22 protein-coding genes are annotated in these 21091 nt (G+C 69.2%); 7 read left to right on the forward strand and 15 right to left on the reverse strand.

Translation table 11 applies throughout. From position 1 onward, the window contains the following. Positions 1 to 14: 14 nt before the first annotated feature. The 7 genes from V2J18_RS13435 to V2J18_RS13465 form a co-directional block, all read right to left on the reverse strand. Entirely contained in the window at positions 15 to 710 is a 696-nt protein-coding gene (locus V2J18_RS13435) for a hypothetical protein (RefSeq protein ID WP_336132006.1), read from the reverse strand. Next, positions 707 to 1129, reverse strand: a complete 423-nt coding sequence (locus V2J18_RS13440; RefSeq protein ID WP_336132007.1) for an MAPEG family protein — start codon at positions 1127 to 1129, stop codon at positions 707 to 709. Before V2J18_RS13440 ends, V2J18_RS13435 begins: the two co-directional genes overlap by 4 nt. A gap of 140 nt (positions 1130 to 1269) precedes the next feature. Further along, complete coding sequence (locus tag V2J18_RS13445; RefSeq protein ID WP_064747567.1) at positions 1270 to 2055, reverse strand: succinate dehydrogenase iron-sulfur subunit; 786 nt, start codon at positions 2053 to 2055, stop codon at positions 1270 to 1272. A gap of 15 nt (positions 2056 to 2070) precedes the next feature. Further along, a complete protein-coding gene (gene sdhA / locus V2J18_RS13450; protein ID WP_336133109.1) occupies positions 2071 to 3825 on the reverse strand; it encodes a succinate dehydrogenase flavoprotein subunit in 1755 nt (584 codons plus the stop codon). A 42-nt stretch (positions 3826 to 3867) separates the two neighbouring features. After that, positions 3868 to 4266, reverse strand: coding sequence for a succinate dehydrogenase, hydrophobic membrane anchor protein (gene sdhD, locus V2J18_RS13455; protein ID WP_064747566.1), 399 nt, complete (start codon positions 4264 to 4266; stop codon positions 3868 to 3870). Further along, entirely contained in the window at positions 4263 to 4658 is a 396-nt protein-coding gene (gene sdhC, locus V2J18_RS13460) for a succinate dehydrogenase, cytochrome b556 subunit (protein ID WP_064747565.1), read from the reverse strand. Before sdhC ends, sdhD begins: the two co-directional genes overlap by 4 nt. A gap of 105 nt (positions 4659 to 4763) precedes the next feature. Then, positions 4764 to 4982, reverse strand: a complete 219-nt coding sequence (locus V2J18_RS13465; RefSeq protein ID WP_261370073.1) for a DUF1674 domain-containing protein — start codon at positions 4980 to 4982, stop codon at positions 4764 to 4766. Positions 4983 to 5012: 30 nt separating this feature from the next. Between V2J18_RS13465 and ygfZ the strand changes: the two genes are divergently transcribed. After that, positions 5013 to 5882, forward strand: coding sequence for a CAF17-like 4Fe-4S cluster assembly/insertion protein YgfZ (gene ygfZ / locus V2J18_RS13470; protein WP_336132008.1), 870 nt, complete (start codon positions 5013 to 5015; stop codon positions 5880 to 5882). A gap of 184 nt (positions 5883 to 6066) precedes the next feature. On the opposite strand, the gene asnB is transcribed toward ygfZ, so the two are convergent. From asnB to V2J18_RS13500, 6 genes are all read right to left on the reverse strand, one after another. Further along, complete coding sequence (asnB, locus tag V2J18_RS13475) at positions 6067 to 8016, reverse strand: asparagine synthase (glutamine-hydrolyzing) (protein ID WP_336132009.1); 1950 nt, start codon at positions 8014 to 8016, stop codon at positions 6067 to 6069. Positions 8017 to 8145: 129 nt separating this feature from the next. Continuing rightward, positions 8146 to 10377: a thiamine pyrophosphate-dependent enzyme gene (locus tag V2J18_RS13480; RefSeq protein ID WP_425606110.1), complete on the reverse strand. Its 2232-nt coding sequence runs from the start codon at positions 10375 to 10377 to the stop codon at positions 8146 to 8148. 140 nt (positions 10378 to 10517) lie between these two features. Next, positions 10518 to 11159, reverse strand: coding sequence for a glutathione S-transferase family protein (locus V2J18_RS13485; RefSeq protein WP_336132011.1), 642 nt, complete (start codon positions 11157 to 11159; stop codon positions 10518 to 10520). Beyond that, positions 11156 to 11710 carry a GNAT family N-acetyltransferase gene (locus V2J18_RS13490; RefSeq protein ID WP_064747561.1) on the reverse strand — a complete coding sequence of 185 codons (555 nt, stop codon included), beginning with the start codon at positions 11708 to 11710 and terminating at the stop codon, positions 11156 to 11158. Before V2J18_RS13490 ends, V2J18_RS13485 begins: the two co-directional genes overlap by 4 nt. A gap of 205 nt (positions 11711 to 11915) precedes the next feature. After that, complete coding sequence (locus V2J18_RS13495; protein WP_064747560.1) at positions 11916 to 13079, reverse strand: acyl-CoA dehydrogenase family protein; 1164 nt, start codon at positions 13077 to 13079, stop codon at positions 11916 to 11918. A gap of 355 nt (positions 13080 to 13434) precedes the next feature. Beyond that, the gene (locus tag V2J18_RS13500) at positions 13435 to 14256 is read right to left on the reverse strand and encodes a glycine zipper 2TM domain-containing protein (protein WP_336132012.1); all 822 of its coding nucleotides are present in this window, start codon (positions 14254 to 14256) and stop codon (positions 13435 to 13437) included. A 223-nt stretch (positions 14257 to 14479) separates the two neighbouring features. Between V2J18_RS13500 and V2J18_RS13505 the strand changes: the two genes are divergently transcribed. Together V2J18_RS13505 and V2J18_RS13510 are read left to right on the forward strand one after the other, a co-directional pair. Further along, a complete protein-coding gene (locus V2J18_RS13505; protein ID WP_064747558.1) occupies positions 14480 to 14707 on the forward strand; it encodes a DUF6116 family protein in 228 nt (75 codons plus the stop codon). Between the two features lie 2 nt (positions 14708 to 14709). After that, on the forward strand, positions 14710 to 15474 hold the full coding sequence (locus tag V2J18_RS13510) for a TatD family hydrolase (RefSeq protein WP_425606019.1): 765 nt from the start codon (positions 14710 to 14712) through the stop codon (positions 15472 to 15474). Between the two features lie 79 nt (positions 15475 to 15553). On the opposite strand, the gene V2J18_RS13515 is transcribed toward V2J18_RS13510, so the two are convergent. After that, a complete protein-coding gene (locus V2J18_RS13515; protein WP_336132013.1) occupies positions 15554 to 16372 on the reverse strand; it encodes a tRNA threonylcarbamoyladenosine dehydratase in 819 nt (272 codons plus the stop codon). A gap of 208 nt (positions 16373 to 16580) precedes the next feature. Here V2J18_RS13515 and V2J18_RS13520 point away from each other — a divergent pair, with 208 nt between their 5' ends. The 3 genes from V2J18_RS13520 (at position 16581) to V2J18_RS13530 (ending at position 19128) form a co-directional block, all read left to right on the forward strand. Further along, complete coding sequence (locus tag V2J18_RS13520; RefSeq protein ID WP_064747556.1) at positions 16581 to 17033, forward strand: cytochrome c; 453 nt, start codon at positions 16581 to 16583, stop codon at positions 17031 to 17033. A 202-nt stretch (positions 17034 to 17235) separates the two neighbouring features. Beyond that, a complete protein-coding gene (locus V2J18_RS13525; RefSeq protein ID WP_336132014.1) occupies positions 17236 to 17727 on the forward strand; it encodes a glycine zipper 2TM domain-containing protein in 492 nt (163 codons plus the stop codon). Positions 17728 to 18021: 294 nt separating this feature from the next. Next, positions 18022 to 19128, forward strand: a complete 1107-nt coding sequence (locus tag V2J18_RS13530; protein WP_336132015.1) for a M35 family metalloendopeptidase — start codon at positions 18022 to 18024, stop codon at positions 19126 to 19128. A 959-nt stretch (positions 19129 to 20087) separates the two neighbouring features. Here V2J18_RS13530 and V2J18_RS13535 read toward each other — a convergent pair. Further along, positions 20088 to 20297 (reverse strand): cold-shock protein, encoded by a 210-nt coding sequence (locus tag V2J18_RS13535; protein ID WP_064747553.1) that lies wholly within the window; start codon positions 20295 to 20297, stop codon positions 20088 to 20090. 216 nt (positions 20298 to 20513) lie between these two features. On the opposite strand from V2J18_RS13535, the gene V2J18_RS13540 reads away from it, so the two are divergent. After that, entirely contained in the window at positions 20514 to 20999 is a 486-nt protein-coding gene (locus V2J18_RS13540; RefSeq protein ID WP_064747552.1) for a DUF456 domain-containing protein, read from the forward strand. Positions 21000 to 21091 lie beyond the last annotated feature (92 nt).

Here is a 21091-nt window from a genome sequence, read left to right on the forward strand (position 1 = left end):
CGTCCTCGTTGCGCTCACGGCGTCGCCGGCGCGGGCTCCAGCGCCCGGCACAGGCCGCCGGGGTTGCGTTGGCAGTGCGCTGCGGCGTCCTTGGCCAGGGCCGGGTCGTTCTCGATCGCCAGACGCGCCGCGGTGCGGAAATCGTCTTCCGAAGCGCCGTCCGCCATGACGTTGCCGAGCTTGTCTTCGATCGGAGTCTCGGCGAAGGCCTGATGCGCCCGGTACTGCGCTTCGCCACCGCGCTCGCGGATGCAGTCCGGCACGCCCGGGGTGCCGAGCGCGGCGCGGATGCAGGCCAGCTCGGTGCGGCCGGCGTCGCTACGGAAATACGCCAGCCCCTGCGCCAATTCGGCGGCGGTGCTGGCAGCCGCGAGGCGGCCCGCGGCGCCGTCGACGAACGGCGTCATCGGCATCGCCGCGATCCAACGCCGGACCAGCTCGCGGTCGGCGTCCGAGCGTTGGTCGTCCGGGCCGCTCGGACCCTGGTCGGCGGTCAACTGCAAGATCTGCCGCATCAGCGCGGGATAGTCGATGGCCTCCAGCAGGCTGCGCGCGTCGGCCAGTCCGTCTGTCGCGGCGCCTTCGGCGGTGGCGCCGGCGGCGACGGGCGCTGCCGCCAGCGCCGGCGAGACCGCCGCGGCGGCCAGCAGCAAAGCGGCCGCGAGACGGCGCGCCGGCCGCGCGGCGCAATGATCGATCATGTCATTCATGAGCGGAGCAATCCGATGGCGAGGTGGACCCACAGCGCCCACAGCGTCAACGCGCCGGCGACGTAGACGATGAAACGGTGCATGACCCGGTTGTAGCCGCAGTGGATCAGGCTGTGCAGCGCGCGCAGGGCGACGAAGGTCCAGGCCAGCGCCAGCGTCGCCGCATTCGCCAGACCGCTCAGCGCCGCCACCGTCAGCGCCAGGTAGAACAGCACCGGCAGCTCGAACAGATTGCGGAAGTTGTCCGCGGCCGCGCTGTCGGTCAGCTTGGCCGCGGCCTGCGACGAGGTCGCCACCGCCTGCGGATGGATGCGGTCGCGGCGCATCTGGCCGATCCGCACCACGTACAGGCGGACCCACACCGCGCAGGTCAGCGCGACCATCGCCAATGCGGGCAGGAAGATCGCTTTGGTCTGCATCGTTCACCCCGTGCGCGGCGCGCGGCCGTCGTGTGTGGCAGGCATTGCGGCAGGCGTTCAAAGCACGACGGCGCCGAACGGCGCCGTCGTTGCGTATCCGGTCGCGGCGCCGCCTCGACGCCGCCGCGGCCCGGCGCGCCTCACACGCGGCGCGCCAACATCAGCTTCTTGATCTCGCCGATCGCCCGCGCCGGATTCAGCCCCTTCGGGCAGGTGCGGGCGCAGTTCATGATGGTGTGGCAGCGGTACAGCTTGAACGGATCTTCCAGATCGTCCAGGCGCGCACCGGTGTCCTCGTCGCGCGAATCGATGATCCAGCGGTAGGCCTGCAGCAGGATCGCCGGGCCGAGATAGCGGTCGCCGTTCCACCAGTAGCTCGGGCAGCTGGTCGAGCAGCACGCGCACAGGATGCACTCGTACAGGCCGTCGAGCTTCTCGCGGTCGGCCGGCGACTGCAGGCGCTCGCGGTCCGACGGCGCCGGGCTCTGGGTGCGCAGCCAGGGCTTGATCGAAGCGTACTGGGCATAGAAGTGGGTCAGGTCCGGCACCAGGTCCTTGACCACTTCCATGTGCGGCAGCGGATAGATCGGCAGCTCGCCGTTGCCGCCGCAATCGCTGATCGCCTTGGTGCAGGCCAGCGTGTTGGTGCCGTCGATGTTCATCGCGCACGAACCGCAAATGCCCTCGCGGCAGGAGCGACGGAAGGTCAGGGTCGGGTCGATCTCGTTCTTGATCTTGATCAGCGCGTCCAGAACCATCGGGCCGCACGCGGCCAGGTCGACCTCGTAGGTGTCGACGCGCGGATTCATGCCGTCGTCCGGATTCCAGCGGTAGACCTTGAAGGTGCGCGGCTGCTTGGCGCCGGGAGACGCCCAGTGGCGGCCCTTCTGGATCTGCGAGTTCTTGGGTAGGGAAAATTCAGCCACGGTGCTCGCTCCGGATCAGTAGACGCGCTTGGCCGGCGGGATCGAAGCGACCTCGCCCGTCATCGGCTGCATGTGGACGGGTCGGTAGTCGATCCGGGTGTTGCCCTTCTCGTCCACCCAGCACAGCGTGTGCTTCTGCCAGTTGACGTCGTCGCGCTCCGGGAAGTCCTCGTGCGCATGCGCGCCGCGCGACTCCTTGCGGTTCTCGGCCGACACGATCGTGACCAGCGCCTGGTCGAGCAGGTTGGACAGCTCGAAGGTCTCGATCAGGTCCGAATTCCACACCAGCGAGCGGTCGGTGACCTTGACGTCGGCGAACGAGGCGTGGATCTCGCGCATCTTGGCCACGCCCTCGGCCAGGGTCTGGCTGGTGCGGAACACCGCCGCGTCGGCCTGCATGGTGCGCTGCATCTTGTCGCGAATCACCGCGGTCGGAGTGCCGCCGTTGGCGTTGCGCAGCTTGTCCAGGCGCGCCAGCGCGCTGTCGCAGGCATCGCCGGCGAGCGGCGCCTGCTTGCCGTTCGGGACGATGGTCTCGGCGCAGCGGTTGGCCACCGCGCGGCCGAACACGACCAGGTCGAGCAGCGAGTTCGAGCCCAGGCGGTTGGCGCCGTGCACCGACACGCAGGCGGCTTCGCCGATCGCGTACAGGCCCGGAACCACCGCGTCGGGGTTGCCGTCGCGCAGCTGCACCACTTCGCCGTGGTAGTTGGTCGGGATGCCGCCCATGTTGTAGTGCACGGTCGGCAGCACCGGGATCGGCTCCTTCTCGACGTCGACGCCGGCGAAGATGCGCGCCGATTCGGCGATGCCCGGCAGCTTCTTGTGGATGACGTCCGGGCCGAGGTGGGTCAGGTCGAGCAGGATGTGGTCCTTGTGCTCGCCGACGCCGCGGCCTTCGCGGATCTCGATGGTCATCGAACGGCTGACCATGTCGCGCGGCGCCAGGTCCTTCACGCTCGGCGCGTAGCGCTCCATGAAGCGCTCGCCGTTGCTGTTGCGCAGGATGCCGCCTTCGCCGCGCACGCCCTCGGTGATCAGGCAGCCGGCGCCGTAGATGCCGGTCGGGTGGAACTGGACGAATTCCATGTCCTGCATGCCCAGGCCGGCGCGCAGGGCCATGCCGCCGCCGTCGCCGGTGCAGGTATGGGCCGAGGTGGCGCTGAAGTAGGCGCGGCCGTAGCCGCCGGTGGCCAGGACGGTGCCCTGGGCCTTGAACAGGTGCAGGGTGCCCTCGGCCATGTCCAGGGCGAGCACGCCGCGGCAGACGCCGTGCTGGTCCATGATCAGGTCGAGCGCGAAGTACTCGATGAAGAACTGCGCGTCGTGCGCCAGCGACTGCTGGTACAGGGTGTGCAGGATGGCGTGGCCGGTGCGGTCGGCGGCGGCGCAGGTGCGCTGGGCCGGCGGCCCCTTGCCGAACTGGGTGGTCATGCCGCCGAACGGACGCTGGTAGATCTTGCCGTCGTCGGTGCGCGAGAACGGCACGCCGTAGTGCTCGAGTTCGATGATCGCCGGGATCGCTTCGCGGCACATGTACTCGATCGCGTCCTGGTCGCCGAGCCAGTCGGAGCCCTTGACGGTGTCGTAGAAGTGGTACTGCCAGTTGTCGTCGCCCATGTTGGCCAGCGCCGCGGCCACGCCGCCCTGCGCCGCCACGGTGTGCGAACGGGTCGGGAAGACCTTGGTGATGCAGGCGGTCTTCAGGCCCTTCTGGGCCAGGCCGAAGGTGGCGCGCAGGCCGGCGCCGCCGGCGCCGACCACGATCATGTCGAAGGTGTGTTCTTGGATCTTGTAGGCAGAGGCCACGGCTCAGGCTCCCAACGCGATGCGGATGATGGCGAGCACGCTGGCGAGAGCCGCGAGTACGCAAACGAAAACGACCGCGAGCTGCGATGCGATCGCCAGCCCCGGGGTATGGACGTAATCCTCGATGACCACCTGCAGGCCGAGCTTGGCGTGCCAGAACATCGCGATCAGGAACGCGCTCAGCAGCACCGCGTTGCAGGGGTGGGCGACCGAGGCGCGCACCGCGGCGTAATCGGCGCCGATCCACGACACGATCAGGCCGACCACGTACAGCACCAGCGGGATCATCGCGATCGCGGTGACGCGCTGGACCACGAAGTGATGGGTGCCGTCCTTCGCCGAGCCCAGGCCGCGCGCGGTCTTGAGCGGGTTGCGCAGGCGCTTGGAATGCTGAGTGCTCATGCGCCACCTCGCGACATCATGGCGACGATCCAGACCAGCGCGGTCAGGACCAGGCTGCCGATCACGCTGATCCAGCTGTTGCGGACGAAGGCTTCGATCTTGTAGGCGTAGCCCGCGTCCTGGACCAGGTGGCGGATGCCGTTGATCAGGTGGTAGCACAGCGCCCAGGTCCAGCCGAACAGGATCAGGAAGCCGAGCGGCGAGCGCGCGCAGGCGACGAACTTGGCCCACGAGTCCGGGCCGCCGGCCAGGGCCAGCAGGCCCCAGGCGATCAGCAGAGCGCCGATGGAAAGAATGACACCGGTCGCGCGGTGCAGGATCGAGGTCACCATCTGTACCTGCCAGCGGTAAACCTGCAGGTGTGGCGACAAAGGTCGTTCGCGGTTCGCCATGAGGGATGGCTATCTCGGCTGGGCGGCGGCGCCGCGTGGCGGGAAGCGTTGGAAACGCCGGTGTGGGGGTGTGTGCTTGAAAAGCGCGGAACGCGGACCGATCAACTAGAAATCGATGCAGCGTCCGTTCTTCTCCCAGTCGCCGTAGCGAGTCGGTTCGGGACCCTCGCGACCACCGTGCTCTTTGCGGGCCAGCCCTTGCGGAGCCTGCTCTTCGGGAGCGTCCTTGGCGGAAGGCGAATGGCCTCCCGCATCGGAAACGGGAGTCGCCGGGGTCTCGGACGCCTCGTCCGAACGTGCTTCCGGGGTGGTTTCGCCTATCATCACAGCGTTAAATATTAATTCCCGCCCCCCATGCCTGACAACCCGCAAGCCTTGCCCGGACAGGCCTTCGCCCTGCCCGGCCACACCGTTATCGCCCTGGAAGGCCGCGATGCCGCGGCTTTCGCCCAGGCGCAGTTCATGAACGACGTCAAGCCGCTCGGCGACGGCCAGTGGCAGTGGAACGGTTGGCTGACCCCCAAGGGCCGGGTGATCGCGCTGTTCGCTTTGCTGCGCCTGTCCGACCAGACACTGCTGCTGGTCCTGCCCGACGCCGACGCCGAATCGCTGGCGGAGCGGCTGCGGCGCTTCGTTTTCCGCAGCAAAGTGGCGATCGGCATACGCGCCGGGCTGCACGCCGCCGGTCGCTGGGGCCGGCCGGCGCAGGCCGAGGGCGCCGCCCTGGCCGGGGATGAGAACGCCGGACTGGAACTGGACTACAGCGGCGCAGGCCAGGCCCGCAGCCTGCTGCTGGCGCCCGCGCCGGCCATCGCCGACACCGAAGCGGCCGCGCGCTGGAGCCTGGCCGACCTGCGCCACGGCCTGCCGCGGCTGAGCGCGTCGCAGGTCGAGCACTGGACGCCGCAGCAGCTGTCGCTGGAGCGCCTGCAGGCCTTCAGCGTCAAGAAGGGCTGCTATCCGGGCCAGGAAATCGTCGCCCGCACCCATTTTCTCGGCAAGGCCAAGCGCGGCCTGGTCCTGTTCGGCGGCGACGCGGCGATCGCCGACGGCGCCGAAGTGCGCTGCCGCGACGCCGTGCTGGGCACGGTCGTGGCCAGCGCCGACGCCGGCGACGCGCATCTGGCGCTGGCGGTGCTGCCGCTGGAGCGCGAACCGCAGCCGGCCACGATCGACGGCCAGGCGGTGAGCGAACAACCGCTGCTCGACGGCCTGGAGCGCTGAGGCGCCGTTTCCGCAGGAGCGGCGCAAGCCGCGCCCCACTGCAACGGCGCGAGCATCGCAGGCGCCGAAGCCCGCGCCACCGGGTCTGCGCGTCCGATTCGCCCGCACGCGCGGGCCCTCGCGACGGGCCGCCGCCGGGGTCGATGGCGACAGCGCCGGTTTCTCTGCGCGTCCCGGTCGCGGCTTACGCCGCTGCTGCGGAAGTTGTCGCTTCGCGCTGCGCGCGCCAGTGCGCATGCCAGGCCTGGAACATCAGCACGTTCCACAAATGGGTATGCCAGCGCCGCTCCCCGGCCTGGAACTGCCGCCACAGGCCGTGCACCAGGTCGGCGTCGAGATAGCCTTCGCGGCGCAGCCGTGCAGGATCGAGCAACTCCTCGGCCCAGCCGCGCAGATCGCCGCGCAGCCACTGGGTGACCGGCGCGCCGAAGCCGCGCTTTTCGCGGTCGACCATGGCATCGGGCAGATAACGCTTGAGCACTCGCTTGAGCAGGCGCTTGCTGCCGCCGTCGCGCTTGTAGGCCAGGGGCAGCGACCAGGCGAATTCGGCCACCCGGGTATCGAGCAGCGGCGCACGCGCTTCCAGGCTCACCGCCATGCTGGCACGGTCGACCTTGCACAGCAGATCGTCGGGCAGATAGACCGCGTAATCGGCCAGCATCATCGCATCCCCCGGCGTGCCCAGGCCGTCCAGCGGCTCGGCCTGGTCGTACAGGGTCGGCGGCAGCGCCGCGCCCGGCACCGCCGCCTGCGGGAAGCGCCAGCGCACGATGCGGTTGCGGTAGACGTCGCCGATGCCGCGCGCGCCCATTTCGGCCGCGAACGCGGCGAAGCCGCCGGCGCGCGAGGTCTCGCCGTGGCCGCGCGCGCTCGCCGCCAGCCAGCGCCGCAACGGCGCCGGCACCCGGCGCAGCAGGCGCAGATTGCGCAGCGCACGCTCGTAGCGGGTATAGCCGAAGAACAATTCGTCGCCGCCGTCGCCGGACAAGGCCACGGTGACCTGGCTGCGCGCCAGCCGGCTGACCAGCGCGGTCGGCACCTGCGAGGCGTCGGCGAAGGGCTCATCGAACATCGCCGGCAATTGCGGCACCACCGCCAACGCGTCGGCGCCGCTGACGTAGAGCTCGGTGTGGTCGGTGCCCAGGTGCCGCGCGACCTCCAGCGCCAGCGGCGCCTCGTCGTGGTGCGAGCCCTGGAAGCCGATGGTGAAGCTGCGCACCGGCTTGGCGCTGAGCGTCTGCATCAGCGAGGTCACCACCGACGAATCGGTGCCGCCGGACAGGAACACGCCGACCGGCACGTCGGCGACCATGCGCAGGCCCACCGCGTCGCGCAGCAATTCGTCCAGGCGCTCTTCGGCGCCGTCGATGTCGCCGTCGAACGGGGCGCGGATCGCCGCGGCCATGCGTTCGCGCGCATCCCAGTACCGTCGCTGGTCGCGGTGCGGATCGTGCCCGGTCGCGCCGCGCGCCACCGCTTCCGCGTCCAGCCGCAGCAGCGCGCCCGGCATCAGCTTGAACGTGTCCCGATGGATCGAATACGGCGAGGGCACGTAGTCGTAGCGCAGCAGCAGGGCCAGCGCATCGCGATCGACGCCGTTGTCGAAATCCGGGTGCCGCCACAGGGCCTTGAGCTCGGAACCGAACACCAGGGTTTCGCCGGCCCAACCGTAGTACAGCGGTTTCTTGCCGACCCGGTCGCGGGCCAGCCATAACTCGCGTCGTTCGCGGTCCCACAGCGCGATCGCGAACATGCCGTTGCAGCGCGCGATCGCCGCCTCCACGCCCCACTCCGCCACCGCCGCCAGCAGCACCTCGGTGTCGGAGTGGCCGCGAAAGGCATGGCCGCGCTCGAGTAGTTCTTCGCGCAGCTCGGCGAAGTTGTAGACCTCGCCGTTATAGGCGATCACGTAGCGGCCGTCGGCCGAGGCCATCGGCTGACGGCCCAGCGGCGACAGGTCGAGAATGCTCAGGCGCCGGTGCGCCAGGGCGATGCCGTGGGCCGCATCGGCCCAAACCCCGTCGTCGTCCGGACCGCGATGGGCCAGCGCCTCGCCCATCGCCGCCGCCAGGCGCCGCAGCGCGTCTTCCGGCCGCCGCGCCGATGCCTGCCACATGCCCGCCAGACCGCACATTCGATTCCCCCTACGTCGCCGCGGCCATTATGCCGCCGGCGCCGTGATCGCGCCCTGACGCGGCGCTCCGGCGGCCGCCGCCGCGGCCCGGCCGCGAGGGCCGGCACCGCATCGACGCGATGGCGCAGATCAAGCCAGCCGGTCGGCCGCGGCGACGATGTCCTCGTCGCCCGGGATCACCAGGAAGGCCGCGCCCGCCAGCGGCGTGTAAGTGTCGACGCCGACCACGCGCTGCATCGGCACGCCGCCCAGGCCGGCCTCGGCCAGCGCGGTGATCACGCCCTCGCCGACCCCGGCGCTGCGCCGGCCTTCGTCGACCACGACGATGCGCTTGGCGCCACGCGCCTGTTCGGCGATGTAGGCGTCGTTGAGCGGCACCAGCCAGCGCAGGTCGACGACCTTGGCCTTCCAGCCGTATTTCTTCTCGATCTCGCGCACCGCGCGCAGGCTCATCGGCACCCCGTTGCCGTAGCTGAAGACCACCAGGTCTTCGCCTTCGCCGTAGGTCCGGCCTTCGCCCAGCGGCATGGCCTGGTCCGGCGCCGGGTACGAAGTCAGCCATTGGCCGTCGCCGGCCTCGTACAGGTCCTTGGTCATGTACAGCGCGATCGGCTCCAGGAACACCGCCACCCGGCCGTCGACCTTGGCCAGCGCGGTCAGGGTGCGCAGCATGGTCGCCGCGTCGTCGCCGCGCGAGGGGCAGCCGACCACCAGGCCGGGAATGTCGCGCAGCGCGGCGATCGAGTTGTCGTTGTGGAAGTGGCCGCCGAAACCGCGCTGATAGCCCAGGCCGGCGATCCGCACCACCATCGGGTTACGGTACTGGTTGTTGCTGAAGAACTGCAGCGAAGCCGCTTCGCCGCGGATCTGGTCGCAGGCGTTGTGGAAATACGCCAGGTACTGGATTTCCGGGATCGGCAGCAGGCCGACGTTGGCGAAGCCCTGGGCCATGCCCAGGATCATGGTCTCGTCGAGCAGGGTGTTGAACACCCGGCGCGGGCCGAACGCCTTCTGCAGGCCCTTGGTGACGGTGTAGACGCCGCCCTTCTGCGCCACGTCCTCGCCGAACAGCAGGGTTTCGGGGTACTTGGCGAACAAGTCGTGCAGGGCGTTGTTGATCTGGATCGCCAGATGGCGCGGCGCCTGCGCCTCCGGCAACTTGGCTTCGCCGCCGAACACCTCCAGCCGGCGCTGCGCGTAGTCGGCGCGCGCGGCTTCCGCAGCGACCGCCTCGGGCGAATACGGCGCCAGCGGCGCGATCACGTCGTCGAGCCTGTCCAGCTTGGGCCGACGGTCGGCCTCTTCGGCTGCGGCGAAGCACTTGGCGCGGATGGCTTCGTACAGCCCGAGCACCTCGTCCCTGGACATCAGCCCGGACTCCAGCGCGATCGCCGCCGAGCGCAGCAGCGGATCGCTGGACTCGACCGCGCACAGCTCTTCCACCGAACGCCACTCGATCTCAAAGTCGGTGCCGGCGTGGCCCATGATCCGGGTCGTGCGCAGGTGCAGGAAGGTCGGCCGGCGGGTGCGGCGGCAATGCTCGACCGCGCGCTGCACGTCGCCGTAGCCGCTCGCCAGGTCCAGACCGTCGGCGGCGAAGTAGTCCAGGCCGTCCATGGTGCGGAAACGGTTGCCGATCCAGCCGCCCGGGGTCTTGACCGAGATGCCGATGCCGTTGTCCTCGCACACGAACAGCACCGGCGCCGGCAGCTTCTGGTAGGCGGTCCAGGCCGCGGCGTTGAACGCGGTCTGGGCGGTGGCGTGGTTGGCCGAGGCGTCGCCGAAGGAACAGATCGCGATGCTGTCGTCGGGAATCGGCAGCGCCTGGCCGAGCCGGCGCGCGGTTTCGATCGCCACCGCCGTGCCCAGCGCCTTGGGCAGGTGCGAGGCGATGGTCGAAGTCTGCGGCAGCACCCACAACGGCTTGCTGCCCCAGACCTTGTGCCGGCCGCCGGAAGCCGGGTCGTCCTTGCTGGCGGCGAACGACAGCGCCGAATCCATCACCGGGTCCATGCCCGGCAACTTGCGGAAGCGTTCGGCCATGAAGCCGCCGCTGCGGTAGTGCAGGAACGCCGGATCGGTATGGCGGGTCAGTCGCGCCACCATCGCATTGCCTTCGTGGCCGCTGGAGCCGATGGTGTAGAAGACTTTGTTCTGCACCCGCAGCACCCGCGCCATCAGGTCCAGATGACGGCTGATCAGCTGCGACTCGAACAACTCGCGGAAACCGCGCGCGTCCAGCGCACTGCCGTCGAGGACGGCCTCATCGGCGGCCGGGCGCGCATCGGCGCGGCCGTTCCAGCCGCGCACGAACTCGACGAAGTTCACGTCGCAGATTTCGGCCCGGTTGAGGCCTTTCATGCGCGCCGGGATCGGGCTCGGCACCGGGTTGAAGTTCGGCACGCCCTGGAAGATCGGAGACTGCGGTTGCGCTGACATCGGAAACTCCGCCGCCCGCACGCGGGCCGGCTCAACAGTGAGGAATTGGGGAAAACCAGGACTCAGGCCGTTTGCGCGATCCGTTGCGCGGCCTGCGCGTCCGGCTCGGGCAGCGCGACGAAGCGTTCGGTCGCGCGCACCCGTGCCAGCCAGGCGCGCAGCGCCGGATAGGCCTGCAGGTCGATGCCACCGTGACCGGCGACATCGGTGTAGGCGAACAGGGCGATGTCGGCGATGCCGTAGTCGTCGCCGCTGAACCAATCGTGCGTCCGCAGGTGCTGCTCCATCACCGCCAGGGCGCGATGGCCGCGTTCGCGCAGCGCCGGCAGTTCGGCCCGGCGCGGCGAATCCAGCGGCGTCCAGCCGGCGATGAAGCGCGCCACCGCGACATAGGGTTCGTGGCTGTACTGCTCGAAATTCATCCAGCTCAGGGCCTGCGCGCGCTGCCAGCGGTCGGCGGGCAGGAAACGGCTGCCCTCGGCCAGGTAGTACAGGATCGCGTTCGACTCGCTGAGCGTGCGCCCGTCGTCGAGTTCGATCACCGGCACCTTGCCGTTGGGATTGAGGGCGAGGAACTGCGGCGTGCGGGTCTGGCCCTGGCTGCTGTCGACCTCGACCCAGCGATAGGGCTCGCCGAGCTGCTCCAGCAACAGCCGCAGCTTGTGGCAATTGCCCGACGGCGAAAAACCGTGGACGGTGATCATGCCGAAGCCCCGTTGCGGCGCGCGCGCCACTCTTCTCGGGTCTGGCCCCAGACTTCGACTTCTTTTTCGTGGAACGGCTCGGGCAGCCGATCCTGGCGCAGATAGCGCGAACCGAGCTTGCGCGCCACGCCCTTGGACGGCGCGTTGTCGGCGTCGATGGTGTGGATCACCTCGCTCCAGCCCAGGTGGTCGAAGGCCCAGTCGATGGTCGCCGCGGCGCCTTCGCTGGCGTAGCCCTTGCCGCCTGCGCTTTCGACGATGCCCCAACCCACTTCGGTGCCCGGCCAACCTTCCGGCTGCCACGGGCCGAGCCGGCCGACCCAGCGCCCGGAGGATTTTTCGTAAACTGAGAAGAAACCGTAGCCCAGCGCGGCCCAGGAACCGATCACCGACATCAGCCCGCGCCAGGCCGTCGGCCGCGGCTGCGGCCCGCCGATGTAGCGCAGGTAGTCGCCGGCGTCCATGAAGCCGGCCCAGGCGTCGAAATCGTCCAGGCGCGGCGGGCGCAGGATCAGCCGCGGCGTTTCCAGTTCGATGTCGGGAATCGTCATCACAGGCGCCTTCTCCTACGCATCGATAATCCCCTCGTCTCCGGCGAAAGCCCCTCCCGCGTGTGGGAGCAGGCCTGGGGTGAAGGCCGGCGAGGCGACGCAAGCGACGTACTGCTCCCGCGCGCCCTCATCCGGCCCTTCGGGCCCTCTTCTCCCGCGAGCGGGAGAAGGAATCAGCGGCTCCCGCACGCGCGGGAGCGAAGCTTCAGAACGCGTTGATGCCGGTCAGTTCGCGGCCGACCACCAGCTGATGCACGGTCTCGGTGCCTTCGTACGTGATCACCGACTCCAGGTTCAGCGCATGACGGATCGCGGCGTGCTCGGTGGTGATGCCGGCGCCGCCGAGCAGATCGCGGCATTCGCGCGCGATGTCGATCGCCATGCGGCAGTTGTTCCACTTCGCCAGGCTCACCTGGGTCGGCTGCATGCTGCCGGCGTCCTTGAGCCGGCCGAGCTGCACCACCAGCAGCTGCGCCAGGGTGATGCGGCGCGCCATCTCGGCCATCTTGATCTGCGCCGACTGGGTCGCCGCGACCGGACGGTCGAACAGGATGCGCTCCTTGGAATAGTTCAGCGCCTCGTCCAGGCAGGCGATGGCGGCGCCGATCGGGCCCCAGGTGATGCCGTAGCGAGCCTGGGTCAAGCAACCCAGCGGGCCCTTGAGGCCCTTCACGTTGGGCAGGCGGTTGGCCTCCGGCACGCGCACGTTGTCGAAGAACAGCGACGAGGTCACCGACGCGCGCAGGCTCATCTTGTGCTTGATTTCCTGCGCGGCGAAACCGGGCATGCCCTTCTCGACCACGAAGCCCTGGATGCCGTCCTCGGTCTGCGCCCAGACGATGGCGATGTCGGCCAGGTTGCCGTTGGTGATCCACATCTTGGAGCCGTTGAGGATCCAGTCGCCGCCGTCGCGCTTGGCGTTGGTCTTCATGTTGGCCGGGTCGGAACCGCCGTGCGGCTCGGTCAGGCCGAAGCAGCCGATGATCTGGCCCTTGGCCATGCCCGGCAGCCAGCGCTGGCGCTGCTCTTCGGTGCCGTAGGCGTAGATCGGGTACATGCACAGCGAGGACTGCACGCTGACGAAGCTGCGGATGCCGCTGTCGCCGCGCTCCAGTTCCTGGCAGATCAGGCCGTAGCTGACCGCGTTGAGGCCGGCGCAGCCGTACTGTTCCGGCAGCGAGGAACCGAGCAGGCCGAGTTCGGCGATTTCCGGCACCAGTTCCTTCGGGAAGCGCCCCTGGTCGAAGGCATCGCCGATGATCGGAATCACGCGTTCGTCGGTGAAGCGGGCCACGGTGTCCTGTACGGCGCGCTCCTCTTCGCTGAGCAAGGAACGGACGTCGTAGAGATCGTAAGGATGCAGGGCCATGGCGCGCTCAGGAGACCTGTATGGACAGAAAGACGGCCATTGTAATGGCCCCTCGCAGCGCGGGTAAGGTCAAAAACCCCCTGAAGAACCCGCACTGCGCGGTATGCGGGGAATTCTTGCGCGGGGCCCGGGGATAACGGGCGGGTTTATCGCGGCTCGCCCGCCGAGCCCCGTTTCGAACCGCCCGGATGCGATCGCCGGTCAGGCTTGCGTGCGTGTCCCTCCTGCCGCGCGCCGGCGCATCCGGCCCGCGCGATCGCATCCGCGCGAAGCGCGCAGCGGGCGGGCGACGCCGGGGCAAAAAAAAACGGGGCCGGACTGGCCGGCCCCGTTGCGGGTATCGCGCTGGCGCGGATCAGCCGCGGTTGGTCGTCGACGCCGAAGCGGTCTGGGTCACGACCTCGCCGTTGATGACCGGCAGACGCTGGGTCGGGCGCTCGTCCATGCGGATGGTCTGCTCCTGCCCCTGATAGCGGTAGGTCACGTTGTAGCCGACCACCTTGTCTTCGCTGCCCAGGGCGATGCGGCTGCCCGGCTTGCTCTCGGTGCGCATGGTGCCGGTGGTGCCGTCCGGGTTGCGGAAGGTCACGTTGTAAGCCACCACGCGCGAGGACTGCGAGGTATCGGACACGGTATGGCACTGGCGCTCGGTGCGGTTCACCACGCGGCCGCCGACATGGTTGCGGTCGACGCGGTTGCCGATGAAGCCGCCGGCCACCGCGCCGGCCGCGGTCGCGGCCTTCTTGCCGTTGCCGCCGCCGACCTGGTTGCCGAGCAGGCCGCCGATGACGGCGCCGGCCACCGTGCCGCCGACGTTGCCGTCGCGCTCGGGCAGGCGCTCCTGCACGACCACGTCCTCGCAGACTTCGCGCGGGGTCGAGACGGTGTTGGTCTCGCGCACCGGATCGGTGCCGATCACGGTCGCGTACAGCTTTTCCTTCTGGTTGATCGGGTCGACCTTGACCACGTCGGCGTATTCGACCTGTGGCGTGGCGTCGATCGCGCCGCTGGCGGCGATGTCGCCGCCGGCGCCGTTGCCCGGCTGCAACTGGCCGGCCGGAGCCGGAGTCAGCGCGGCGTCGGCGACGGCCGGGCCGCGGAAGCTCTGGAAGGCTGCGACGGCGACGCCGCCGACCAGCAGCGACGCGATCGCGACAGCAATCATGTTCTTGTTCATTTGGAGCCTCCAGCGGGGGACCTGAGGTACAGCGTGGGTGGGTGCGGACCGCCGGGGCATGGCGGGCCGCGCGTTATGTGTGTGCTAATTCCACCACCGGAAAGCTGAACCGGTGCCTATTGATTTTCGCCAGTCTGTCCCTGGCATGAACCCCGCTGCGCACGCGTGCTAGCGTGTTCGCGAACCCCGTCACACCCTATCGACGCCCTATCCGACCGCCGCCATGACCAATCCGCTGCTCGCTCCCCTGATGGGCTTCCTCGGCCGCCTGAGTTATCCGCGGCTGTTCATGGTCACCGCCGCGCTGTTCGCGCTGGACGTGGTAGTCCCGGACTTCGTGCCCTTCGCCGACGAACTGCTGCTCGGCCTGGGCACCTTGCTGCTGGCCAACTGGAAGAACCGCAAGAGCCCGCAGCCGCCGCTGGAGCCGCCGGCGCCCGGCACGCGCTGAACGTGAGCCTGACCGACAGCCACTGCCACCTCGACGCGGCCGAATTCGACCGCGACCGCGAGGCGGTGATCGCACGTGCCGCGGCCGCCGGAGTGACCCGCCAGGTGGTGCCCGCGGTCGACGCCGGCAGTTGGCCCAAGCTGCGCGATGTCTGCGCCGCCGCGCCCGGACTGCATCCGGCCTACGGCCTGCACCCGATGTACCTGGACGCGCACCGTCCCGAGCATTTGCGCGAACTGCGCGACTGGATCGAGCGCGAGCGCCCCTGTGCGGTCGGCGAATGCGGCCTGGATTTCTTCGTCGAAGGGCTGGACCGCGAGCGGCAGGCGTTTTACTTCGACGGCCAACTGGCCCTGGCGCGCGAATACGGCCTGCCGGTGATCGTGCATGCGCGGCATTCGGTCGACGCGACGATCGCCGCGATCCGCCGCGTCGGCGGCCTGCGCGGCGTGGTCCACAGCTATTCCGGCAGCGAAGAACAAGCCGCGCAGTTGTGGAAACTCGGTTTCCTGCTCGGCCTGGGCGGGCCGTTGACCTACGATCGCGCCAAGCGCCTGCGCCGGATCGTCGCCGGCATGCCGCTGGCGCAATTGCTGTTGGAAACCGACGCCCCGGACCAACCCGACTCCGGGATCCGCGGTCAGCGCAACGAGCCGGCGCGGCTGGCGACGATCTGCGCGACCGTGGCCGAACTGCGCGGCGAGACCCCGGAACGCATCGCCGAGGCGACCAGTGCCAACGCGGCGCGGCTGTTCGGCTTGAGCTAGCCGCTTAGGAGGCGGGGTCGAGCGTGGGGCGTAAGGAGCGAGCGGAACACATCGCCCTGCCCGCTCAACGCCTCTTCGCTCACGCCTGCTTCTTCAGCAGCAACTCCAGCGCCCGCCCCACCGCCGCGAACGCGAACACCCCGGTGATGTGCGTGGCCGCGCCGAGGCCGGCGCCGCAATCGAGCTTGAGCGCGGCATCGCCGTCGAGCTTGGGCCGCAGGCCGCAGACCGTGCCGTCGGGCTGCGGGTACTTCACGTTCTCCAGCGAATAGATCGCCGATACGCCGAAGTAGCGGTCCGGGTTCTTGGGGAAATTGAATTCGCCGCGCAGCTTCTTGCGGATCAGCGCCAGCATCGCGTCGTGCTCGGTGCGCGAGAGGTCGCGCACCCGCACCAGGGTCGGGTCGGTGCGGCCGCCGGCCGAGCCGACCGCGATCACCGGCAGCTTGCGCCGCCGGCACCAGGCGATCAGCTCGACCTTGCTACGGAAGCTGTCGCAGGCGTCCAGCACCAGGTCGAAGCCGCGGTCGAGCAGTTCGTCGAGGTTGGCCGGTGTCAGGAAGCTCTGCACCGCCTCGACCTCCATCGCCGGGCTGATCGCGCGGCAGCGCTCGGCCATGGCCTCGACCTTGGCCCGGCCGTACTGGCCCTCCAGGGCCGGCAACTGGCGGTTGGTGTTGGACACGCACAGGTCGTCGGCGTCGATCAGGGTCAGGTGGCCGACGCCGGTGCGCGCCAGCGCCTCCACCGCCCAGGACCCGACCCCGCCCATGCCGACCACCGCAACCCGGCAGCGCCGCAGGCGCGCGACCGTGCCGCGGCCGTAGAGCCGGTCGACGCCGGCGAAGCGTTCCTGCCAGACGGCGTCGGCAGAGGGTTCGGAAATGGCTGCATTCATCCGCGCATTGTAGTTCGCCGGCGCCCTGCGATCGGCGCCGGCAGCGGAATGCTGCGGATGGCGCATGACGGCGGGCGCAGCGTTGCCGGGGCCGTGGCACATACCGTCCGGCCGGCCGGATCGACCGGTCGCGGGCCCGTCCCCGCGCCGACCCCGGCCTCACACGCCCCCATGCTATGTTCGCGGGCAATTGGACGGAGGCCAGGCAATGAGCAATACCCAGCCCACAGATGCAGCACCCAAGCGCAAAGGCAATGGTTCGAAATATCTGTTCTTGTTCCTGATCGGCCTGATCGGCGGCGTGGTCGCCACGGTCATGGCGGTGCGCGCGCTCGAACAGCGCAAGGATCATTTCCCCGACAGCGTCATGCACGTGCAGCAATGGCATCTGGGACAGCTCAAGAGCAAGGTCGAGCAGAACCGCTGCGCCGCCACCGACACCCTGCCGCACATGAAGGCCCTGCGGACCATGGCCGACGATCTCGAGCCGGCGTTCCCCGACCTCAAGGACGACCAACGCTTCGGCCAGCACGCCAGCAAGATGCGTGCGGCGCTCGACGGCGCGCTGGCCAGCCCGCCGCTCAACTGCGCCGGCGTCAGCGCCGTGTCGGAGCAGATCGGCGAAGCCTGCAAGGCCTGCCACCAGGATTTCCGCGGCTGAGCCCGCGGCACGGCGCCGGCGTCGCGCGACGCCGGCGCCGCGATCGCCCCACCGCATTCGTCGGCTTCCCCGCCGCGAGCTGAACGCAGCCGCGCGCGGTGCACGAACGGGTGGCGAAATTGAACACGTGTTCACGCAGGGCTGGATAGCGTGGCAGGCGCGTGGCGATGCCCGCCACATGCCTCTAGCGCAGGAGCCTCGAATGAACACCAATCAATTCCGACTGCTGGGCCTGGCCGCGACGGCCACCTTGGCGCTCGCCGGCTGCGCGACCTCGCCGGGCTACAGTGGCGGCGGCTACAACAGCTATCCGCCGCCCTCGCAGCCGAGCTACAACCAGAACAATTGCTACGACTGCGGCGTCGTCACCCGGATCGAACAGATCAGCACCGCCAGTACCGCCCCGCGCGCCACCGGCGCCGTGCTGGGCGGCCTGGTCGGCGCCGTCGCCGGCCGCGAGATCGCCGACGACCACACCGACAGCAAGGGCCGGAAGAACACCGCCACCGTGGCCGGCGCGGTCGCCGGCGCGATGGCCGGCAACGCGATCCAGAACCGGGTCGGCGCGCCGAGCTACAACCTCTATGTGCGCATGAACGACGGCCGCACCGTCGTGGTCACCCAGAAGGATATCGGCGGAATCCGCGAGAACACCTACGTCCGCGTCGCCAACGGCCGCGCCTACATTCGCTGAGCCGTGCCGGCATCGCCGCGCTCGGCGGCGATGTAACAAAGTAACGAAACGAAGCGAAAAACGGCCCGCATCGCGGGCCGTTTTTTTGCGCGCCGTCCGCGCCGCCGACGCTGCGCGTCGCGTTCCCGACCCGCGTCACGATTGCGCGCGGAACTGGCGCACCTATCGCTGTCTCCATGACCGCCGCGTTGCGCTACGGTCGTTCGCGTCCGCACTGCGGACGCAGGCCGTCGCTCGCGTCCGCGCGGCGAGCCCAAGTCGATACCAGCCAACGCAAGCTCAGGAGATCGTGCAATGAAACTTCGCTTCCTGCCCGTGGTGTCCGCCGGCGCCGTCCTCACCGGCGCCATCGCCGCCGCCGTCGCCGCCCCGGGCGCGGCCCAGAACAATCCGCTGCGCGTGGGCCTGGTCGCGGTGAACGGCGCCGCCGACGATTTCCTGGGCGCGGTCGAAATCAGCATCACCAACACCGGCCGCAAGGCGGTGCGCCTGCCGAAGTGGCAGTTGCCTTCGGACGAGTTCGACGCGCGCCTGTTCGACATCAGCTATGCCGGCAAACCGGTCGCCTACGAGGGCGCGCTGGTCAAGCGCGGCCTGCCGAGCGCGGAGGATTTCGCGATCCTGCAACCGGGCGAAACCTATCGCCGTACCATCGACCTGTCGGCCGGCTACGACCTCTCGCGCACCGGCCAGTACGTGGTGCGTTTCAATGCGCCGCTGCAGCATGCCTCGACGTCCGACCGCGCCATGCTGCGGCAGAACAACGGCCTGCCGATGAGCGCGCAGAGCGTGCCGCTGAGCCTGTGGGTGGACGGCCTGGACCAGCTCGGCGGCAGCAAGGTCGCGGCGGCGGCGAAGAAGCCGATCGGGCCGACCGCGGTGGTCAACGGCGTCAACTACGTCGGCTGCACCACCTCGCGCATCAGCGCCGCCGGGCAGGCGGTGGTGTCGGCGCGCGGCTACTCCGAGAACGCCAAGGGCTACCTCAACGGCGGCTCGGTCGGCCCGCGCTACACCAGCTGGTTCGGCGCCTACGCCGACAGTCGCTACGCCACCGCGCGCCAACACTTCGTCGCCATCGATCAGGCGATGGACCAGAACAGCGGCCAGATCACCATCAACTGCGGTTGCAGCAGCAGCGCCTACGCGTACGTGTATCCCAATCAGCCGTATCAGATCTACGTCTGCAATGCGTTCTGGAACGCGCCGCAGACCGGCACCGATTCCAAGGCCGGCACCCTGATCCACGAAATGAGCCACTTCACCGTCGTCGCCGGCACCGACGATCACGCTTACGGGCAGGGAGCGGCGCAGAATCTGGCCGCCACCAACCCCAATGCGGCGCTCGATAACGCCGACAACCACGAGTATTTCGCTGAGAACACGCCGTACCAGAACTGAGCCCGCCGCCGCCGGCGCGTTCGCGCGTCGGCGGCCGGATCGGAAGCGAAGCGCAAATCCCCCTGCCCCCGTTGTTTCAAAGGAGGCGATAGGCGGCGACGTTGGCCATGGGCCGGGGATGCGCTTCGGCATACGGACGTCGGCAGGTCTTCCGCGCCGCGGCTCGCAGGCGCAGGGGCCGGAATCGCCGAGTCTCCTGCTGCGCAGCGCGCATCGGCCTGCCCGTCCAGGTCATAGGCTCCTGTCCGCGTCCCCGCCTCCTGAGCCGAACCCCAGGCTCAAAGTCCGAGGCTTCGCCGGTCCCCGATTCCCGATTCCCTGCCAAAGCCGTCGACCCCATTGCCCGCACCGATGCGTTGCAACCATCGGGCCCGGCGGCAGGAAGTCGCAGCGAACGGCAAGGAGGCGGACCGCGCGGCGGAAGACGAGGCTGCCGCGCCGTCGACCGGGCTCGGCGCGGCCAGGAGGGCCGCGACGCACGCAACAAGGCGAGATATCGGATGCGTGCGATCCGGCACGGAGGCGCCGGCCGTCGATGAGGCGGCGGTCGGCGGGTCGGGGGCTTCGCGCCCCCGGCTCGTCCGGACCGCCCATGCCGTTCGGTCGAACCGCCCGTCCTGCGTCCACAGCCCGGCCGGATTCAGCCTCGCCGCCCACGCAGACGGCATGCATGCATGCCATCGGGCCATCGAAGGAGGGAATCCGGGCGGGTCGCCAGCGGGTTTACCCTGCGATCGCGCTGCGGGCTTGGATCGATTCAAGCGCGACGACCGTCTTGGTTTCAAACGGAACTACACCGACCGCGCGCACGCTTTGAAACATTCGCGTGACGATCGCGCAAGCAATCGGCGATTTTGTGATGTTTATAGAACTTCAAAACAAGAAAAACCCGGCCGGGGCCGGGTCTTTCCGATGCGATCGCGTCGCCTGCGGCGTCGCGACGGATCTTAGGGGGTGCGTCAGATCGGCTCGACCGCGTCGGCCTGCAGGCCCTTCTGGCCCTGGACGACGTTGAAGCTGACCTTCTGGCCTTCCTTCAGGCTCTTGAAGCCCTGGACCTGGATCGCGCGGAAGTGCACGAACACGTCCTCGCCGTTTTCACGGCTGATGAAGCCAAACCCCTTGGCGTCATTGAACCACTTGACGGTCCCGGTTTCTTTCGCGGACATCGCTACTCTCTCCTTGAAACGTGGTGTTGTTAACGCGACTGGACTCGCGTGCTGGTTGCAAGGAGGAAGCGAGGTGCAACGATGTAGCGGATCGACGGATCAACCGCATCGGGCCACGATTCACGGTGACCCTTGGCAAACGCAGCGACCGCAACGTACCCCGACATCGGTGAAAATGCAAACCGGCCGGACACCCCGTCCGCACAGGGAATAAGCATGGATTTGCAGACACTTTATTACATATTGGCCGCCGTCCTGGTGGTGATCGGAATCGTCGGCACGGTGCTCCCGGCCCTGCCCGGCCTGCCCCTGGTCTTCGTCGGCATGGCCCTGGCCGCCTGGGCCTCGGATTTCGAGAAAGTCGGCTGGGTCACCCTGGTCGTCCTGGGCCTGCTGACCGCGCTGTCCCTGGGGATCGACTTCCTCGCCACGGCGATGGGGGCCAAGCGGGTCGGCGCCAGCAAGCTGGCCCTGATCGGCTCGGTGATCGGCACCTTCGCCGGTCTCGCCTTCGGCCTGGTCGGGGTCTTCGTCGGCCCCTTCGTCGGCGCCCTGATCGGTGAGCTGATCCACACCCGCGAACTGTCCAAGGCCACCCAGGTCGGGATCGGCACCTGGGTCGGCATCATCGTCGGCACCGTGCTCAAGTTCGGCCTGGCCTTCGCCATGGTCGGCCTGTTCGCCCTGGCTTGGTTCTTCTGAAAGACCCCCTGCCGGTACCGACCCTTCGCCGGTTCTGCTGAACCGACCGGCCGCGGCGACGCGGCCGGTTCACGCCTCGTTCGCACGCCGAT

The organism is Lysobacter firmicutimachus (assembly GCF_037027445.1).
In the GTDB taxonomy this organism is placed as follows: Bacteria; Pseudomonadota; Gammaproteobacteria; order Xanthomonadales; family Xanthomonadaceae; genus Lysobacter; species Lysobacter firmicutimachus.

What these genes read in the sequence shown, in the direction of transcription:
- sdhD (WP_064747566.1), bottom strand. Translation starts at nt 4,266, where the DNA reads ATGAGCACTCAGCATTCCAAGCGCCTGCGCAACCCGCTCAAGACCGCG.
- V2J18_RS13505 (WP_064747558.1), top strand. Translation starts at nt 14,480, where the DNA reads ATGACCAATCCGCTGCTCGCTCCCCTGATGGGCTTCCTCGGCCGCCTG.
- V2J18_RS13465 (WP_261370073.1), bottom strand. Translation starts at nt 4,982, where the DNA reads ATGATAGGCGAAACCACCCCGGAAGCACGTTCGGACGAGGCGTCCGAG.
- ygfZ (WP_336132008.1), top strand. Translation starts at nt 5,013, where the DNA reads ATGCCTGACAACCCGCAAGCCTTGCCCGGACAGGCCTTCGCCCTGCCC.
- V2J18_RS13540 (WP_064747552.1), top strand. Translation starts at nt 20,514, where the DNA reads ATGGATTTGCAGACACTTTATTACATATTGGCCGCCGTCCTGGTGGTG.
- V2J18_RS13485 (WP_336132011.1), bottom strand. Translation starts at nt 11,159, where the DNA reads ATGATCACCGTCCACGGTTTTTCGCCGTCGGGCAATTGCCACAAGCTG.
- V2J18_RS13515 (WP_336132013.1), bottom strand. Translation starts at nt 16,372, where the DNA reads ATGAATGCAGCCATTTCCGAACCCTCTGCCGACGCCGTCTGGCAGGAA.
- V2J18_RS13525 (WP_336132014.1), top strand. Translation starts at nt 17,236, where the DNA reads ATGAACACCAATCAATTCCGACTGCTGGGCCTGGCCGCGACGGCCACC.
- V2J18_RS13480 (WP_425606110.1), bottom strand. Translation starts at nt 10,377, where the DNA reads ATGAAAGGCCTCAACCGGGCCGAAATCTGCGACGTGAACTTCGTCGAG.
- V2J18_RS13500 (WP_336132012.1), bottom strand. Translation starts at nt 14,256, where the DNA reads ATGAACAAGAACATGATTGCTGTCGCGATCGCGTCGCTGCTGGTCGGC.
- V2J18_RS13530 (WP_336132015.1), top strand. Translation starts at nt 18,022, where the DNA reads ATGAAACTTCGCTTCCTGCCCGTGGTGTCCGCCGGCGCCGTCCTCACC.
- asnB (WP_336132009.1), bottom strand. Translation starts at nt 8,016, where the DNA reads ATGTGCGGTCTGGCGGGCATGTGGCAGGCATCGGCGCGGCGGCCGGAA.
- V2J18_RS13490 (WP_064747561.1), bottom strand. Translation starts at nt 11,710, where the DNA reads ATGACGATTCCCGACATCGAACTGGAAACGCCGCGGCTGATCCTGCGC.
- V2J18_RS13435 (WP_336132006.1), bottom strand. Translation starts at nt 710, where the DNA reads ATGAATGACATGATCGATCATTGCGCCGCGCGGCCGGCGCGCCGTCTC.
- V2J18_RS13495 (WP_064747560.1), bottom strand. Translation starts at nt 13,079, where the DNA reads ATGGCCCTGCATCCTTACGATCTCTACGACGTCCGTTCCTTGCTCAGC.
- V2J18_RS13520 (WP_064747556.1), top strand. Translation starts at nt 16,581, where the DNA reads ATGAGCAATACCCAGCCCACAGATGCAGCACCCAAGCGCAAAGGCAAT.
- V2J18_RS13535 (WP_064747553.1), bottom strand. Translation starts at nt 20,297, where the DNA reads ATGTCCGCGAAAGAAACCGGGACCGTCAAGTGGTTCAATGACGCCAAG.
- V2J18_RS13440 (WP_336132007.1), bottom strand. Translation starts at nt 1,129, where the DNA reads ATGCAGACCAAAGCGATCTTCCTGCCCGCATTGGCGATGGTCGCGCTG.
- sdhC (WP_064747565.1), bottom strand. Translation starts at nt 4,658, where the DNA reads ATGGCGAACCGCGAACGACCTTTGTCGCCACACCTGCAGGTTTACCGC.
- sdhA (WP_336133109.1), bottom strand. Translation starts at nt 3,825, where the DNA reads ATGATCGTGGTCGGCGCCGGCGGCGCCGGCCTGCGCGCCACCTTCGGC.